General features: G+C 66.1%; 12 protein-coding genes. 11 read left to right on the plus strand and 1 reads right to left on the minus strand.

Going from position 1 to position 16678, the window contains the following annotated elements; genetic code table 11:
• Window positions 1-14 precede the first annotated feature (14 nt).
• From GWC77_RS12265 to GWC77_RS12275, 3 genes are all read left to right on the plus strand, one after another.
• The gene (locus GWC77_RS12265; RefSeq protein ID WP_173257169.1) at window positions 15-4409 is read left to right on the plus strand and encodes a DEAD/DEAH box helicase; all 4395 of its coding nucleotides are present in this window, start codon (window positions 15-17) and stop codon (window positions 4407-4409) included.
• A gap of 195 nt (window positions 4410-4604) precedes the next feature.
• Entirely contained in the window at window positions 4605-5567 is a 963-nt protein-coding gene (locus tag GWC77_RS12270) for a chemotaxis protein CheV (protein ID WP_173257170.1), read from the plus strand.
• Window positions 5568-5637: 70 nt separating this feature from the next.
• Window positions 5638-6354 carry a PIG-L family deacetylase gene (locus GWC77_RS12275; RefSeq protein ID WP_173257171.1) on the plus strand — a complete coding sequence of 239 codons (717 nt, stop codon included), beginning with the start codon at window positions 5638-5640 and terminating at the stop codon, window positions 6352-6354.
• Here the strand turns inward: GWC77_RS12275 and GWC77_RS12280 are convergent.
• Entirely contained in the window at window positions 6297-7241 is a 945-nt protein-coding gene (locus GWC77_RS12280) for a glycosyltransferase family 2 protein (RefSeq protein ID WP_173257172.1), read from the minus strand. The genes GWC77_RS12275 and GWC77_RS12280 overlap by 58 nt on opposite strands.
• Window positions 7242-7583: 342 nt before the next feature.
• Here GWC77_RS12280 and GWC77_RS12285 point away from each other — a divergent pair, with 342 nt between their 5' ends.
• The 8 genes from GWC77_RS12285 (at window position 7584) to GWC77_RS12320 (ending at window position 16639) form a co-directional block, all read left to right on the plus strand.
• Entirely contained in the window at window positions 7584-8894 is a 1311-nt protein-coding gene (locus GWC77_RS12285) for a glycosyltransferase family 1 protein (protein WP_173257173.1), read from the plus strand.
• Between the two features lie 13 nt (window positions 8895-8907).
• A complete protein-coding gene (locus GWC77_RS12290; protein WP_173257174.1) occupies window positions 8908-9522 on the plus strand; it encodes an HAD-IIIA family hydrolase in 615 nt (204 codons plus the stop codon).
• Entirely contained in the window at window positions 9519-10766 is a 1248-nt protein-coding gene (locus GWC77_RS12295) for a glycosyltransferase family 9 protein (RefSeq protein ID WP_173257175.1), read from the plus strand. Before GWC77_RS12290 ends, GWC77_RS12295 begins: the two co-directional genes overlap by 4 nt.
• 5 nt (window positions 10767-10771) lie before the next feature.
• The gene (locus tag GWC77_RS12300) at window positions 10772-12541 is read left to right on the plus strand and encodes a carbamoyltransferase C-terminal domain-containing protein (RefSeq protein ID WP_173257176.1); all 1770 of its coding nucleotides are present in this window, start codon (window positions 10772-10774) and stop codon (window positions 12539-12541) included.
• 65 nt (window positions 12542-12606) lie between these two features.
• Complete coding sequence (locus GWC77_RS12305) at window positions 12607-13581, plus strand: glycosyltransferase family 2 protein (RefSeq protein WP_173257194.1); 975 nt, start codon at window positions 12607-12609, stop codon at window positions 13579-13581.
• Window positions 13569-14714, plus strand: coding sequence for a glycosyltransferase family 9 protein (locus GWC77_RS12310; RefSeq protein WP_173257177.1), 1146 nt, complete (start codon window positions 13569-13571; stop codon window positions 14712-14714). Before GWC77_RS12305 ends, GWC77_RS12310 begins: the two co-directional genes overlap by 13 nt.
• On the plus strand, window positions 14704-15657 hold the full coding sequence (locus GWC77_RS12315; RefSeq protein ID WP_173257178.1) for a glycosyltransferase: 954 nt from the start codon (window positions 14704-14706) through the stop codon (window positions 15655-15657). The genes GWC77_RS12310 and GWC77_RS12315 overlap by 11 nt, the downstream gene beginning before the upstream one ends.
• Before the next feature lie 13 nt (window positions 15658-15670).
• Entirely contained in the window at window positions 15671-16639 is a 969-nt protein-coding gene (locus GWC77_RS12320) for a UDP-glucuronic acid decarboxylase family protein (protein WP_173257179.1), read from the plus strand.
• Window positions 16640-16678: the final 39 nt, after the last annotated feature.

Below are 16678 nucleotides of genomic sequence, written 5' to 3' on the forward strand. Positions count from 1 at the left end.
CATATATCGACGTCATGACGCCCTCTCTCGCTCACGAGGCGCTCGCCGAATTCCACCCCGCGGTCGCCGCGTGGTTCGAGCGCACGTTCGATGCGCCCACCGAGGCACAGTGCCGTGCATGGCCGCCTATCCGGCGCGGCCGGTCGACGCTTGTCGCCGCGCCGACCGGCTCAGGCAAAACACTGACGGCTTTTCTCTGGGCGCTCGATCAACTCGTGCGCGACGGGCTCGCCGCGGGCGGCGCGTTGCCGGACGCAACGCTCGTCGTCTATGTCTCGCCGCTCAAGGCGCTGTCGAACGACATCCATGCCAATCTCGAGCGGCCGCTGGCCGGCATCGCGGAAGAACTGGCCCGCCTCGGGCTGCCGCCCGTCGATATCCGCACGGCGGTCCGTACGGGCGACACGACGCAACGCGAACGATCGGCGCAACGCCAACGGGCCCCGCACATCCTCGTCACGACCCCAGAATCGCTCTACGTGCTGCTCTCGTCCGATTCGGGCCGCCGCATGCTCGCCACGACGCGCACAGTCATCGTCGATGAAATCCACGCTGTCGCCGCTACCAAGCGCGGCAGCCATCTAGCGCTCTCGCTGGAACGGCTCGACGCGCTCTGCAAGCGTCGTCTGCCGCGCATCGGACTGTCCGCCACCCAAAAGCCGATCGAGACCGTCGCTCAGTTTCTCGTCGGGCAGGGCCCGCATGCGCAGTGCGCGATCGTCGACGTGGGCCACAACCGCCCGCGCGATCTCGCGCTCGAGTTGCCCCCGGTCCCGCTCGAAGCCGTCATGGCCAACGAGGTCTGGGAACGTGTCTACGACAGACTCGCCGAGCTCGCGGCGGCGCATGCCACGACGCTCGTCTTCGTCAATACCCGCCGCATGGCCGAGCGCGCCGCGCGTCATCTGACGGAGCGGCTCGGCAAGGATGCCGTCGCGGCGCATCACGGCAGCATGGCCAAGGAACATCGGCTCGATGCCGAATCGCGGCTCAAGCGCGGCGCTCTGCGTGTGCTGGTCGCCACCGCCTCTCTCGAACTCGGCATCGATATCGGCGACGTCGACCTCGTGTGTCAGCTGGGCTCGCCGCGTGCCATTGCGCCTTTCCTGCAACGCGTGGGCCGCTCGGGACACCATGTCGGCGGTATGCCGAAAGGCCGACTTTTTCCGACTTCGCGCGACGATCTCGTCGAATGCGCCGCGCTGATCGATTGCACGCGGCGCGGCGAACTCGATGCACTCGTCATTCCGCGTGCGCCGCTCGACGTGCTCGCCCAGCAGATCGTGGCGGAGGTAGGCTGCGAGGAATGGAGCGAGGATGCGCTGTTCGAGTGCTATCGCCACGCCGCGCCGTATGCAACGCTCACGCGCGAACGCTTCGATGCCGTGCTGCGCATGCTGGCCGAAGGCTACACAAGCCGACATGGGCCGCGCGGTGCGTACGTGCATCGCGACATCGTGAGCGGCACGCTACGTGCGCGCCGCGGCGGTAAGCTCACGGCCGTCACGTCCGGTGGCACCATCCCTGATAACGCCGACTATGCGGTGCTGCTCGAGCCGCAAGGCATCAATATCGGCACCGTCAACGAAGACTTCGCGGTCGAAAGCCTCGCCGGCGATGTCTTTCAGCTCGGCAACACGGCCTATCGCATCCTACGCGTCGAAGCCGGACGCGTGCGCGTCGTCGATGCGGCGGGGCAAGCACCGAACATCCCGTTCTGGCTCGGTGAGGCGCCCGGGCGCAGCGACGAACTGTCCGCCGCAGTTTCGCGTCTACGCGCGCGCATCGACGCATTACTGAGGTCTCCCGACGATATGGCGCAATCGTCCGTGCCGCCCGCCCTCGTGGATGACGCAGTGAAGACGCTCATGCGCGAGCTGAACGTGAGCGAGAGCGCCGCACGCCAGATCGTCGAATATCTGGCCCGCGCCCGCGCTGCACTGACGACCTTGCCCACGCAGGATACGCTCGTGATGGAGCGCTTCTTCGACGAATCGGGGGGCGCGCAGCTCGTGATCCATTCGCCGTTCGGTAGCCGGATCAATCGCGCGTGGGGGCTCGCCTTGCGCAAGCGTTTTTGCCGCACGTTCAACTTCGAGCTGCAAGCCGCGGCAACCGAGGACGCCATCGTCCTCTCGCTCACGAGCGCCCATAGTTTTCCGCTCGACGAAGTCTGGCGCTATCTGCATTCGAATACGGCCGAGCATGTTCTGATTCAGGCTCTGCTCGACGCACCGCTGTTCAACGTACGCTGGCGCTGGAACGCGACGACTTCGCTGGCGTTGCCGCGCTTCACGGGCGGGCGCAAGACGGCACCTCAATTGCAGCGCATGAAAAGCGAGGATTTGCTGGCGGCCGTCTTCCCCGATCAAGTGGCGTGCCTCGAGAACATCGCCGGCGAGCGCGAACTGCCGAATCATCCGCTTGTCGATCAGACGATCGACGACTGCCTGCATGAAGCGATGGACTGCGAAGGCTGGGTTGCGTTGCTGCGTCGAATCGAAAGCGGCAGCGTCTCGCTCGTGACGCGCGAGCTTGCGGCGCCGTCACCGCTCGCCGCTGAGATTCTCAATGCACGGCCCTACGCATTCCTCGACGACGCCCCGCTCGAAGAGCGCCGTACGCAAGCAGTGCTCTCGCGCCGTTTCAGCGAGCCTGACAGCGCCAACGATCTCGGCGCGCTCGATGCGCACGCGATCGACACGGTGCGCGAGGAAGCATGGCCTGGCGTGCGAAACGCCGACGAGATGCACGAGGCGTTGATGACGCTCGCGTGCGCGAGCGAAAGCGAGGTTCGGTCGAACGACGGGTGGGCCACGTGGCTCGCGGAGTTGGCGCGGTCGGGGCGTGCAACCCGCATGCAGATCGCGCAAGACGATGCCCTTTGGTTGCCGCTCGAACGGCTTGCCGCTTTTCGCGCGGTCTATCCCGACGCCGTGTACGAGCCGCGCCTCGTCGTCCCGGCGCAGTTCGATGCGGGCGGATCGACCGACGATGCGCTCGTCGAAATCGTCCGGTCGCGTCTGAGCGCCCTGCCGCCATCCACCGTTGCCCAATTGGCGCGCCCGCTTGCGCTGCCCGCCTCGGCCGTTGCCGGCGCGCTCGTCGCGCTCGAAGCACAAGGCTACGTCATGCGCGGCCGCTTTTCACCGGGCGCGAACATGGACGAATGGTGCGAGCGGCATCTGCTCGCACGGATTCACCGCTATACCATTCGGCGTTTGCGTCGCGAGATCGAGCCTGTCGAGCGTGCCGATTTCATGCGTTTCCTGTTCGAATGGCAGCGCGTTGCGCCCGACGCGCGCGGCATGGGACCCGATGCGCTCGCCGCCACGCTCGAGCAACTCGAAGGCTTCGAGGCGCCCGCCGCCGCGTGGGAAGAAGACATCCTGCCCGGCCGGATTCGCGACTATACGGGCACGTCGCTCGACGCGCTATGCCGCTCAGGCCGGCTCGTCTGGGCCCGGCTCGCGCAAGCGTCCGCCCGCGTATCGAGTACGCCTGTGCGCTCGACGCCGATCGTGCTGCTCGCTCGCCGCCATCTGCCGCTCTGGCAGGCGCTGAGCGAACCGCCTGCCGCCGATGCGCTATCTGCCCGCGCCCGCGCCGTCTTCGACGCACTCTCGCGACACGGAGCGATGTTTTTCGATGAGCAGCTTCACGAGACGCGCTCGCTGCCCATCGAGCTCGAAGCGGCCCTCGGCGAACTGGTCGCAGCCGGCCTCGTCAATGCCGACAGCTTCGCGGGACTGCGCGCGCTGCTGCAGCCGGCCGCGGCACGCCAGCGCACCGCGCGTCACGGGCCTCGGCGCGGCGCGCGACACGGGGCGTTCATCGGCGGCATGGCGGATGCCGGGCGCTGGGCGTTGATCAGGCGGCCACCCGTCGGAGAGACCGCGGCCGCGGATGCGCCCGCCGGTATCGGCGATGCACGGCACTCGAGCGCCGCATCGGCGGACGTACTCGAACATGTCGCCATGACATTGCTGCGACGTTATGGCGTCGTCTGCTGGCAGCTGCTCGAGCGCGAGCCGTCGTGGCTGCCGCGCTGGCGCGAGCTGCTGCGTACCTTCCACCGGCTGGAGGGGCGCGGCGAAGTACGCGGCGGGAGGTTCGTCAACGGCCTGTCGGGCGAACAATTCGCCTTGCCCGAAGCGATTCCGGTCTTGCGCGAAACGCGCAAGCGTCCCGCCGACGGCACGTTGGTCTGCGTGAACGGCGCGGACCCGCTCAACCTCGTCGGTACCATCTTGCCGGGCGACAAGATCCCTGCGCTCGCGGGGAACCGCATCGTCTTTCGCGATGGCGTACCGATTGCGACGCTGATCTCCGGGCACTTCGATTTCCTGGCGGAGCTCAGCGCCGACGAACGCGAACGGGCGCGCGGGCAGTTGACGCGCCGCGTTTGAGGCACTCCGGCCATCGACGCGCTGTGGGCACCCCACGCAGTCGAAAACGCGTTTGCCTAGGGCAAACGAGGGGGCCTATCAATTTTTGGCGCTCGCGGCCGTTATCAAGCTGGTAAGCCCCCGGCACGCCCACCCGTGCCCGGAATCGGGGCCGCAACCCTTGTATCGACAGGTCCAACCTCGAGGAATGCTTCAATGGCCGCAGATCATCACTCGATCGACGAACGCACCAATCTGACCAGTTCGAACAAGTTCGAACTCCTGCTATTCCGGCTCGGCGCGGCCTCCGGCGACGAAGGCGATCCGCACGAGCTCTACGGCATCAACGTCTTCAAGGTGCGCGAGATCATGACGATGCCGGCCGTGACGCCGATTGCCGGTTCGTCCGTTCACGTACTCGGTGCGGTCGACATCCGCGGCCAGATCATTCCTGTGATCGATCTGCCGCGGCTCATGGGATGCAACCCGACACGGGGCCTCAACATCCTGCTCGTCACCGAATTCGCCCGCTCGACGCAGGCGTTCGCGGTCGAGGAAGTGGACGACATCGTCCGCCTCGAATGGAATCAGGTTCTTTCGGCCGAAGCGTCGGCAGGCGCCAGCTCGGTCACGAGCATTGCCCGCATCGACGGCAATACCGGCGACTCCCGGCTCGCGCAGGTGGTCGACGTCGAGCAGGTACTGCGCGACGTGTTTCCGGCGCAGCATCCGAGCGTCGACCCGCAGGAGGTCGGCGCAGCCGTGACGGTCAAAACCGGAGCGAAGATTCTGGCGGCCGACGATTCCGGTTTCGCCCGCAAGCTGATCGAGCAAAGCCTGGCCGCGCTCGGCGCCGAATACATCATCGCCAAGACGGGTCAGGAGGCGTGGGATATTCTCAGCAAGATCTCCCGCGAAGCGCAGGACGAAGGCGTGCGCACACGCGACAAGATCGCGCTGGTGCTGACCGACCTCGAAATGCCGGAAATGGACGGGTTCATGCTGACACGGCAGATCAAGGCCGACGAACGCACTTGCGACATCCCCGTCATCATTCACTCGTCGCTGACGGGCACGGCCAACGAGGCGCACGTCAAGAACGCGGGTGCGACGGGGTACGTGGCCAAGTTCCAGGCCGGCGATCTGGCCTCCGCAATCCGCCAAGCCCTGGCGGCCTGAGCGCGAACGGCGGGCATTGTCCTTGCGGCGCATGCCTGCGTTGCCGCCGCCGGCTCGCCTTTCCCGCCGCATGAGTCCCTCGCCGCTTTTCGTCGTTTCGCCCCATCTCGACGATGCCGTTTTCAGCTGCGGCATGCTGCTCGCGATGCACCCAGGCTCGATCGTCTGCACCGTATTCGCGGGCGCACCGCGGCCTGCTCTATCTACACCGTGGGATGAGGCCTCGGGCTTTGCCGATTCGGACGCCGCATTGGACGCGCGCAGGCGCGAAGACGATCGCGCGCTCGCATTGCTCGATGCCCGGCCAATCCGGCTGGCGTTTACCGACAGCCAATACCGCCACACCCCGGCAATCGAGACCCTGAGCGCGGCGCTTTACGAGGCATGGCAACGAAGCGGCCGTCTCTCCTTTGTCGTGCCGCTCGGCCTTTATCACTCCGACCACGTACTCGTTGCCGACGCCTGTTGCTCATTGCTCGGCTCGGCAAAGGTTGCCCCGCTGATCGCATACGAGGAAGCGATCTATCGGCACATCGGGCGAATCGCGCTGGAGCGCCGCGGCTCCCTCGCGTCGAGGGGAATCCTGACGACACCCGACACCGACGACATTCTCGGGCCCGTTCGGAGCGCGCGCGCGGCCGCGCAAAAATGGCGGAGCGTGCGAGCCTATCGAAGTCAATTGCGCGCGCTCGGCGACGCGCATCCGAACGATCTCGTCGAACCCGAGCGCTATTGGCGTTTATCGCTCGCGCGCAGCGTGTATCGGCGCGCGAACTGCAGCCGCTGAAGCGCCTGCCCTCGGCCGAGCGCCGTCAGCTCCGCCTGCCGTACCTGCTCGCACATTCGCACGACGGCGGCACCCACCGCACGGCGCCTGCGCATAGCCCACGCGATGTCACGCAGCAAGGCGGCAGCATGTCTGACGAAATCGCGTTCGCCCGCAAGTGCCTCGAATGCGTGGAAGCTCGCCGTCAACGCGTCGCCCCGCGGCAGGCGCAGCCATGCCACGAGTGCGGCGTTGCGCGCGAGCATGCGCCGGCGCAACGATGCGTCCCGCGCAGCCGACGGCCGGTGCAGGGTCACGACGGAATCGCAGTAGACGATCGCGTAGCCGGCATCGAGCACATCCAGCGCAACGAGCGCTTCCTCGCCGCCGATGAAAAGCCGAGGCTCGTACCCGCCCACTTGCCGGAACACCGCGGCTCGGAGTACACAGGCGCCGGCCATATAACCCACGAGTGCCGGTCCGGGCAAGCCGGCCCGATCGAGCGGGCTTGCCCGCATGCGCGCGCAGGTCGGATCGAGTTCGCGCGATTCGCCGACGAGCACGCGCCCGGAAATCACTGCCACGCTTGGCGCTGAATCGAGTATGCGAACCGCTTCGTCGAGCGCACCGGGCTGCCATTCCGTGTCGTCGTCGCTGAAGGCGATGTAATCCGTTCTTGCGAGTTTCGCGCCGCGATTGCGCCCCGCCGCGCCAAGGTTGGCGCCGCACTCGATCACCTGAATGTCGGGAAAGCGCTCGCGCAGCGCGGTCGCCGTGCCGTCCGTCGAACCGTTGTCCGCCACGATGACGGGCGGCGCTTCGGGTAGCGAAAGTAGCTGCGACACCGTTCGCATCACCTCGGGTAGGCGGTTGTAGGTCAACACGACTACGGAGATTCGGGTGTTCATCTCGGCTCTCGCTCCTTGCGGTTCCCGCTGTCTTGACGACTCTCCGGACCTTCCGTTCGCCCGGGACGCCATCGCGGCAGCAAGAAGTGCTCCAGCGATTCCCGCCATCCGGCGGCCGGCAAAGGTGCGTCCTAATTACATCGTTCCGGTAAGAGCGGCGGTGCGCCGTTCGTTGAGTAAAGAACACAGAAGCGATGCAGCGCTTCCCCAGCGCTTGTGAAGCTTTGACCGGATGCGATTGGCACAAGGCATGCTCGGGGGCGGGAGACGGCCTCGCGTGTGTACCTGCCAGGGAGGCCATCGGCGAAACGCCCTGCACCGTCTCCGTATGAAGGACACCACATGAAAATCGCACTGGTCAGTGAACATGCTTCTCCGCTCGCCGTCGCGGGCGGTGTCGACAGCGGCGGCCAAAACATCTATGTCGCCAACGTCGCCCGACAACTGCGGCGTGCCGGGCACCACGTCGATGTGTTCACACGGCGCGATCGCGCCTTGCTGCCCGCTATTTCGGACATGGACGGCGTGCGGGTGATCCATGTGCCGGCGGGTCCGCCAACGCAAATGCCGAAGGAAGCGCTCCTCCCCTATATGCCGGCCTTCGCCGACTTTCTGCTCGGCTTTTGCCGGCGCGAATCGAGGCCTTACGACGTGATTCACGCCAACTTCTTCATGTCGGGCCTGGCGGCGCTCAAAGCGAAACACGCACAGCGCATCCCGCTCGTCATGACGTTCCATGCGCTCGGTAAAGTGCGCAGGCTCCATCAGGGTGCCGACGACGGCTTTCCCGACGAGCGCTTTGCGATCGAAGAGCAGCTCGTGCGGGAAAGCGACGTCGTCATCGCCGAGTGTCCGCAGGATGCAGCGGACCTTCGCGAGCACTATGCGGTCGATCCGTCACGCGTGGAAATCGTTCCCTGCGGCTTCGATACCGCCGAATTCGCGCCGATGGAGCGCGAACTCGCGCGCAAGATGCTCGGCTGGCCGAATGACCAGTTCGCCGTGTTGCAACTGGGCAGGATCGTGCCGCGTAAAGGCATCGAGAATGTCGTTCGCGCCCTGGCGCTGTTGCGTGAACGAAGGGATGTCGATGCTCATCTGTACGTCGTGGGAGGCAATGCCGATCTTCCGAACGAAATCGCGACACCGGAAATCGCGCGCCTGCGTGGCATCGCCGCGGAGTGCGGCGTGGCCGAGCACGTGACGTTCGTCGGGCGGCGCGGGCGCGCCGGGCTTCGTCAGTACTATGGCGCGGCCGATGTGTTCGTGACGACGCCGTGGTACGAGCCCTTCGGCATCACGCCGCTGGAAGCGATGGCATGCGCGCGTCCGGTGATCGGCGCGGACGTGGGCGGTATCCGCTATTCGGTCGTCGATTCCGAAACCGGCTTTCTCGTGCCGCCGCACCACCCGATGGCGCTGGCCGAACGGCTCGCGCAGCTCGCCGCCGACCCGGCGCTCGGCGCACGCATGGGCGAAGCGGGGCTCGCCCGCGCTCACCGCGAGTTCACGTGGGCTCACGTCGCGGCTCGACTCGAAGCCGTCTATCGCCGCGTGGCACGAATCCCGGCAGATCTGCCGGTAACCGATATCCGTCGCGAACGGGCCAAGAAGCAGCAACGCGGCGCACGCGCAGCCGCGGGCCGCGTTTGAGCATGACGCTGCCATGCTCAAACCCGCCGTATTACTCGACAAGGACGGCACGTTGCTCGAAGACGTGCCCTATAACGTCGATCCCGCGTCGATGCGATTTGCTCCCGGCGCGGCCGATGCGCTGCGCCTTTTTGCGGCGCACGGCGTGACGCTCGTCGTCGTCAGCAATCAAGGCGGTGTCGCGCTCGGACGTTTTCCTCACAGTGCACTCGATACGATGCAAGCTCATCTGCGCGATATGTTCGCCTCGTGCGGCGCCGTGCTCGCCGGCGCCTACTGGTGCCCTCACCATCCGCACGGCCACGTCGCCCCTTATGCCGGCCCCTGCGCCTGTCGCAAGCCGGCGCCCGGGCTGTTGCTGCGCGCCGCGCGCGAGCACGGTCTCGATCTCGGCGCGAGCTGGTTCGTCGGCGACATCCTCGATGACATCGAAGCCGGCACGCGGGCCGGCTGCCGAACGGTATTGATCGATAACGGCCACGAGACGGAGTGGCACGATGGCCCGCTGCGGCGGCCGACGCTGCGCGTGCACGACATGCGCGAGGCGGCGCTCGCCATCGTCGATTCGCTTCAGCGACAGCAGTCCCGGGCGCATGCGTCCATCGAGACAGCGAGGGCCGCGGGATGAACGCACTGCCGTTTTCGGTGGCTCCCTCCTCGGCGCACGCACATGCGCGCGAATCGACAGCGTCGCGCTGGGGCCCAGAGGTCAAGCGCATTCTCTGCGTGCGCCTCGATCACATGGGCGACGTGCTGATGACGACGCCCGCTCTGCATGCTTTGCGCGCGGCCGTGCCCGGGCGGCAACTGACGCTGCTGACATCCAAGGCAAACGCGGGGCTCGCGCCGTTCCTCGGCGATGTCGACGAAGTGCTCAGCTACGATGCGCCCTGGCACGGCTGCAAGGACACGCTCGACCCCGGGCCCGATCTCGCGATGACGGACGCGCTGCGCGCGCGTCACTTCGATGCGGCAGCGATCTTCACCGTCTACAGCCAGAATCCGCTGCCGGCTGCAATGCTCTGCTACCTGGCGGGCATACCGCGGCGGCTGGCGCATTGCCGCGAGAACCCGTACGGCCTTCTGACCGACTGGGTCTGCGAAACGGAGCCGCACGACGGCGTGCGGCACGAAGCGGAACGACAGTTGCACCTGGTCGCTCAGGTCGGCGCGACCTGCGGCGATATGCGCATGCGCTTCGACGTGAGTGCCCAGGCACGACGCACGCTCACGCGCCGGCTCGCGGCGCGCGGCATCGCGGCACGCGGCCCGTGGTTCGTCGTTCATCCAGGTGCGAGCGCCGCATCGCGCCGCTATCCGCCCGAACGCTACGGCGAAGCGGTGACCCGGCTGGCACGCATGAGCACACTGCCGATCCTGCTGACCGGCAGCGCCGACGAACGCGAACTGATCCGGTCCGTCATTTCGGCTGCAGGACCCGCGGCGCAAACGCGCCTGCACGATCTGTCAGGACAACTGAATATCGGCGAACTCGGTGCACTGATCGAGCGAGCTGCCGTGCTGGTCAGCAATAACAGCGGCCCCGTCCATCTCGCCTCGGCGCTCGGCACGCCCGTTGTGGATCTGTACGCGCTGACCAATCCGCAGCATACGCCATGGCAAACGGAACATCGTGTGCTCTTTCGCGACGTCGACTGCCGCTGGTGTTATCGCAGCGTCTGTCCGAAAGGTCATCATGCCTGCCTGCTCGGCGTGCCAGCCGCCGAGGTCGCCGCGGCCGCACTCGAACTCGCGGCCAAACGCACCGCTTCGATGCCCGCCCCCGATGCCGTTCGGGCGATAGCGACGCCCCATCTCCCCGAACGTGTGTCATCGAATTTTGACGAACGACGAACGACGATTGACGAGTGACAGCCATGCATACTTTGGGAATCAATGCCGTTTATCACGACAGCGCCGCGGTGATCGTGCGCGACGGGATAGTCCTTGCCGCGGCCGAAGACGAACGCTTCACTCATGTGAAGCATGGGAAGCGTCCAGTACCGTTCTCGACATGGCAACTGCCATTCGATGCGATCGATTATTGCTTGAAGGAAGCCGGCATTTCGCTGGCCGATGTGGATCATGTGGCCTATTCCTACGATCCGGCGCTCCTGCCAATCATGCCCGCGGCAACGCGCGCCGGCCGCGCCTCGATCACGCTGCCGCTCGAACCCGGTTTGGAGCAACCGGGCGATCCGAATGCGTCGCCATGGGATCCGCTCTTTTTGAGCTACATCGTCAACGCGCGGGCACAACTCATCGACGGCGCGCCGCACCACCTGGCCAAACGTTTCCGGGCACCGAAGGGGGAACATCGCTTCGCCTGGCACTACGTCGAACACCATCTCGCCCATGAAGCCAGCGCTTTTCTTGCCGCGCCGGGCGGCGATACGGCCGTGCTCACGATGGACGGCCGCGGTGAAGGCGTGACGACGAGCCTCGGCCAATACGTCGGCGGGCGATACAAACGTATCAAGCAAGTCGAACTGCCGCATTCGCTCGGGCTGCTTTACGAGGCCGTGACCGACTGGCTCGGCTTTTTGCACTCCTCCGACGAGTACAAGGTCATGGCGCTCGCCGCGTTCGGCAAGCCGGTCCATGCCGATGTGTTCCGCGAAATCGTCCGTTATCGCGGCGATGGCAGCTATACCGTCGAGCCGCCGCGCCTCGAGGAACGCTTCGGTGCGCCGCGCGAACGGGGCGGACCGCTCGACGCTCGGCACTACGACATCGCGGCATCGTTGCAGTCCGTGTTGCAGGAGACGGTGCTGCAGTTGGCGCAGTGGCTGCATGAACGCACCGGTCTGCCTCGCCTCGCCATGGCCGGAGGCGTTGCGCTCAATTGCGTGATGAACTCGTTCATCCGCGATCACGGCCCGTTCGAGGAGGTCTGGGTGCAGCCGGCCGCGGGCGATGCGGGCACGGCACTCGGCGCGGCGCTCTGGATCGACTCGCGCGAGCGCAGCCGCCAGGGCGACGACGAGCGCCGGTGGACGATGGACCATGCCTACCTGGGCCCCGCTTATTCCGATGCTGAAATCGAGGCGTTTTTGCGTTGGTCGAAACTGCCGTTCAGGCGCTTGACCGATATCGCCGGCGAGACGGCGGAATTGTTGGCCGCCGGCAACGTCATCGGGTGGTACCAGGGCCGTACCGAGTTCGGGCCGCGGGCGCTCGGCGCCCGCTCGATCCTCGCGTCGCCGATCGATCCCGGCATGCAGGCAAAACTCAACGAGATCAAGGACCGCGAAGATTTCCGCCCCGTCGCGCCGGTCGTGATGGAAGAGCATGCGGCCGACTGGTTCGTCGGCGCACGCAAGGCGCCTTTCATGTTGTTCATCTTCGATGTCCGGCCCGATCGCGCCGAGCGGATTCCAGCGGTCCGTCATGTCGACGGCACCGCGCGCATCCAGACCATCAACCGAGCGCAGCATCCGCTCTACTACGACTTGCTCGCGGCATTTCACGCGCGCACGGGCGTGCCGATTCTCGTCAATACGTCGTTCAACACGCGCGGGGAGCCGATGGTCAATTCGCCGCGCGACGCGCTCGAGTCGTTCTGGACGTCTCCGCTCGACGCACTCGTGATCGGCCCGTTCCTCGTCACGAAGGGCAAGGACGCTGCGAACGGGAGGGCCGGGTGAACGCGCGCGATCCGCAAGCAGACGCCGCGTCGCGCGTCGTGGGGCCTCCCGGCCTCGCCGCGTCGATGCCCGAGATATCGGTGGTGGTGCCCACTTGGCGCCGACCGGATCTGCTCGAACGGTGCCTGAATGCGCTCACGCATCAGACGTTGGCACCGCAACGCTACGAGATCGTCGTCTGCGACGACGGTCCGGATGACGCCACCTTCGAGCTGACGCAGCGCTTCGCGCGCGTGCAGACCGAACGCGGTTTGCACATCGACTATCTGCCGATTCGCGCGACACAAGGTCCGGCTGCCGCGCGAAACGCGGGCTGGCGACACGCGCGTGCGCCGGTCATTGCTTTTACCGACGACGACACGATACCCGATGCGCACTGGCTCGAACGTGGCCTCGCCGCGCTGACCGACGGCGTAGGCGCCGCGGCCGGCAAAATCGTCGTGCCACTGCCACCTCAGCCGACCGACTACGAAGCCGATGCGAGCGGGCTCGAACGAGCCGAGTTCGCCACCGCCAACGCATTCGTGCGTCGCGACGCACTCGCAGCCGTCGGGGGATTCGACGAGCGCTTCACGGCAGCATGGCGCGAGGACTCGGACCTGCAATTTGCGCTGCTTTCCATCGGAGCGCGCATCGTTCAGGCAACCGATGCGGTCGTGCTGCATCCGGTACGGCCGGCACGGTGGGGGGTGAGCCTCGCGCAGCAGAAGAAGAGTCGCTTCGAGGCGCTTCTTTACAACAAGCATCGCGATTTGTACAAGCGCCGCATCGCCCGCAGGCCGCCCATCGACTATTACGTCACGGTGGCGGCAGCGCTCATCGCACTGGGCTGCGCCGCGGCCGGCGCGCCGTGGGCCGCCGGCGGTGCCGCGCTGATCTGGCTTGCGCTCACCGCGCGGTTTTTCGCCGTTCGTATGCAGGGGCGCTCTCGCGCCTGGCGGCATATCGCCGAAATGGCCGCGACATCGGCGCTGATTCCGTTCCTATCGATCTACTGGCGTCTTCGCGGCGCCTTGAGCTATCGAACATGGTTCCTCTGAACGACACCGCGCCGGCCGTGCCGATCTTTCCGGCGCCGAGCCGCGTCGCGATATTCCGCGCGCTGCAATTGGGCGATATGTTGTGCGCCGTGCCTGCGCTGCGCGCGCTGCGCTCTGCCTGGCCGCAGGCGTATATCACGCTGATCGGCTTGCCGTGGGCGACGCAATTCGTGGAGCGCTTCAGCTCGCTCGTCGACGAGCTCGTCGTCTTTCCGGGCGCGCCCGGCTTTCCCGAGCAGGAAGAAAGCGAGGCGGGCCTGCCGTCGTTTTTCGCGGCCATGCGCCGGCGCCGCTTCGATCTCGCCATTCAGATGCATGGCAGCGGCGGCCCCGCCAATGCAATCGTCAGCCAGTTGGGCGCGACCGCCTGCGCGGGCTTTATCGAGCCACACGAAGCGCCAGCACCCGGGCTCCTGGCATGGCCCGACACGCTAGCGGAACCGCGTCGATACCTCGCCCTCGTGCGGGCGCTCGGGCTTCCCGCGGCCGACGACACCCTCTGGTTTCCGCTCACCGCGCAGGATCGCGCCGAGTATGCCGCGCTGGAAGCGCTGCACGGCATCGAGCCGGAGCGGCTCGTATTGCTGCATCCCGGAGCGCAGTTGCCGTCGCGCCGATGGCCGGCCGCCCGCTTCGCCGAAGTCGCCGATGCGCTCTCGGAACAGGGCTGGCAGATCGCGATCACCGGCACGTCGCACGAGGCGGACATCACCGCGGCGGTATTGGGCGCCATGACGGCCCCGGCGCTCCATCTCGCGGGAGCCACATCGCTTGGCGGACTGGCCGCGCTCGTCGCCCGTGCACGGCTCGTCGTTTGCAACGACACGGGCATTTCGCATCTGGCCGCCGCCATGTGTACGCCAAGTACGGTCATCGCTTCGGGCAGCGACACGCGCCGTTGGGCACCGCTCGATCGCGAGCTTCATCACGTGCTGGCGGACTATCCGCCATGCCGTCCCTGCGCGTTTCGCGAGTGTCCGTACGAGCACGCGTGCGCGCGCAACGTCAGCGTCGAGAGCGTCGTGGGCGAGGCGCTCGCTCAATTGGCGCATCGCATGCGCACGCACCGGGGTGCGCCCGGCGTGCTGCATATGCGCAATACACCGGCGAGGGAGAAACGGCATGCGAACTGAGCGCAGACTGCGTGTGCTGACCTGGCACGTGCACGGCAACTATCTCTATTACCTGACACAAGCACCTCACGATTTCTGGCTCGTCACGCGCCCCGGCAATCCGCCGGGCCATGCCGGAAGAACAGGCGTATTGCCATGGGGCGACAACGTTCATGAAGTCGACGCACAGGAGGTTCCCGGACGCGAATTCGATGTCGTGTTGTATCAGCATCGCGAGCACTGGGAGACGGACCGCCTCGAGGTGTTGTCCGACGCTCAGCGCGCGCTGCCGCGCATCTATCTGGAGCACGACCCGCCCCAGCGCAATCCGTTTTGCGAACGACACTGGGTCGACGATCCGAGCACGCTTATCGTTCACGTGACGCCGTTCAATCGACTGATGTGGGAGTGCGGCGATACGCCGACGCGGGTCATCGAGCATGGCGTCGTCGTGCCCGAGGGCGTCCGCTATACGGGCGAGCTCGAACGCGGCATCGTGGTCATCAACAATCTCGCGAGCCGCGGGCGCCGGCTCGGCGCCGACATCTACCGAAGCGTGGCCGAGCGCGTCCCGCTCGATCTGGTCGGCATGGATGCGCAAAGCGCAGGCGGGCTCGGCGAAATCGGCAATCTCGATCTCGCCGCGTTTTGCGCCCGCTACCGGCTCTTTTTCAATCCGATCCGTTGGACGAGCCTCGGGCTCGCGATCGTAGAAGCGATGACGATCGGCATGCCGATCGTCGGGCTGGCGACGACCGAGCTCGTCACCGTAATCAAAAACGGCGAGAGCGGTTTCATCTCGACCGATGTCGATTCGCTCGTGCGAGACATGCAGTGCCTGCTGCGCGATCGCGGCGAAGCCAAGCGGCTCGGCGACGGCGCGCGCCGTGTCGCGCTCGAGCGCTTTTCCATCGGCCGCTTCATCGAAGACTGGTGTCGCGTCCTGGACGAGGTCACCGCTTAACCGGAGAAACGACGTGAAGGAACTCGATCGAAAGCGAATACTCGTGACAGGCGGTGCGGGCTTTCTCGGCTCGCACCTGTGCGAGCGACTGGTCGACGCGGGCCACGACGTGCTCTGCGTGGATAACTTCTTTACCGGCACGCGCGAGAACGTCTCGCACCTGTTGCCACGCGCCAACTTCGAATTGATGCGCCACGACGTGACGTTTCCGCTGTATGTCGAGGTCGATGAAATCTACAACCTCGCCTGTCCTGCGTCGCCCGTCCATTACCAATACGATCCGGTACGCACCACGAAAACCAGCGTACATGGCGCGATCAACATGCTCGGGCTAGCAAAGCGGGTACGCGCGAAGATCTTTCAAGCGTCGACGAGCGAAGTCTATGGCGATGCGCGTGTACACCCCCAAAAGGAAGACTACTGGGGCCATGTGAACCCCATTGGCCCCCGCTCCTGCTACGACGAAGGCAAGCGCTGCGCGGAAACGCTGTTCGCCGACTATCACCGTCAATACGGGCTCGAAATACGCATCGCACGTATCTTCAATACGTACGGTCCGCGCATGCACCCGGCGGACGGGCGTGTGGTCTCGAACTTCATGGTTCAGGCGCTGTCGGGCGAGCCGCTCACGGTCTATGGCGACGGCTCGCAAACGCGCTCGCTTTGCTATGTCGACGACATGATCGATGCGTTCATCCGCCTCATGGATGCGCCGGACGGGACCTGCAATCCCGTCAACCTCGGTAACCCGCACGAGGTCACGATGCTGGAACTCGCCGGGCACGTGCTGCGCGCGACGGACTCGTCGAGCGAGATTACGTTTCGGCCGCTGCCGATAGACGACCCGTGGCATCGGCAACCCGACATTTCCGCGGCGCGCGCATTGATGGGCTGGGAACCGACGACGACGCTCGACGCGGGTTTGCGCACGACGGCCGCGCACTTCCGAGAAAGACTAGTGTCGGGCGTAACACCGGGTTGACCGACGACAATGGGTCTGTCAGTAGGCACCGAGCACGAA

The sequence above is a fragment of the Paraburkholderia sp. NMBU_R16 genome (assembly GCF_013282575.1).
GTDB lineage: Bacteria > Pseudomonadota > Gammaproteobacteria > Burkholderiales > Burkholderiaceae > Trinickia.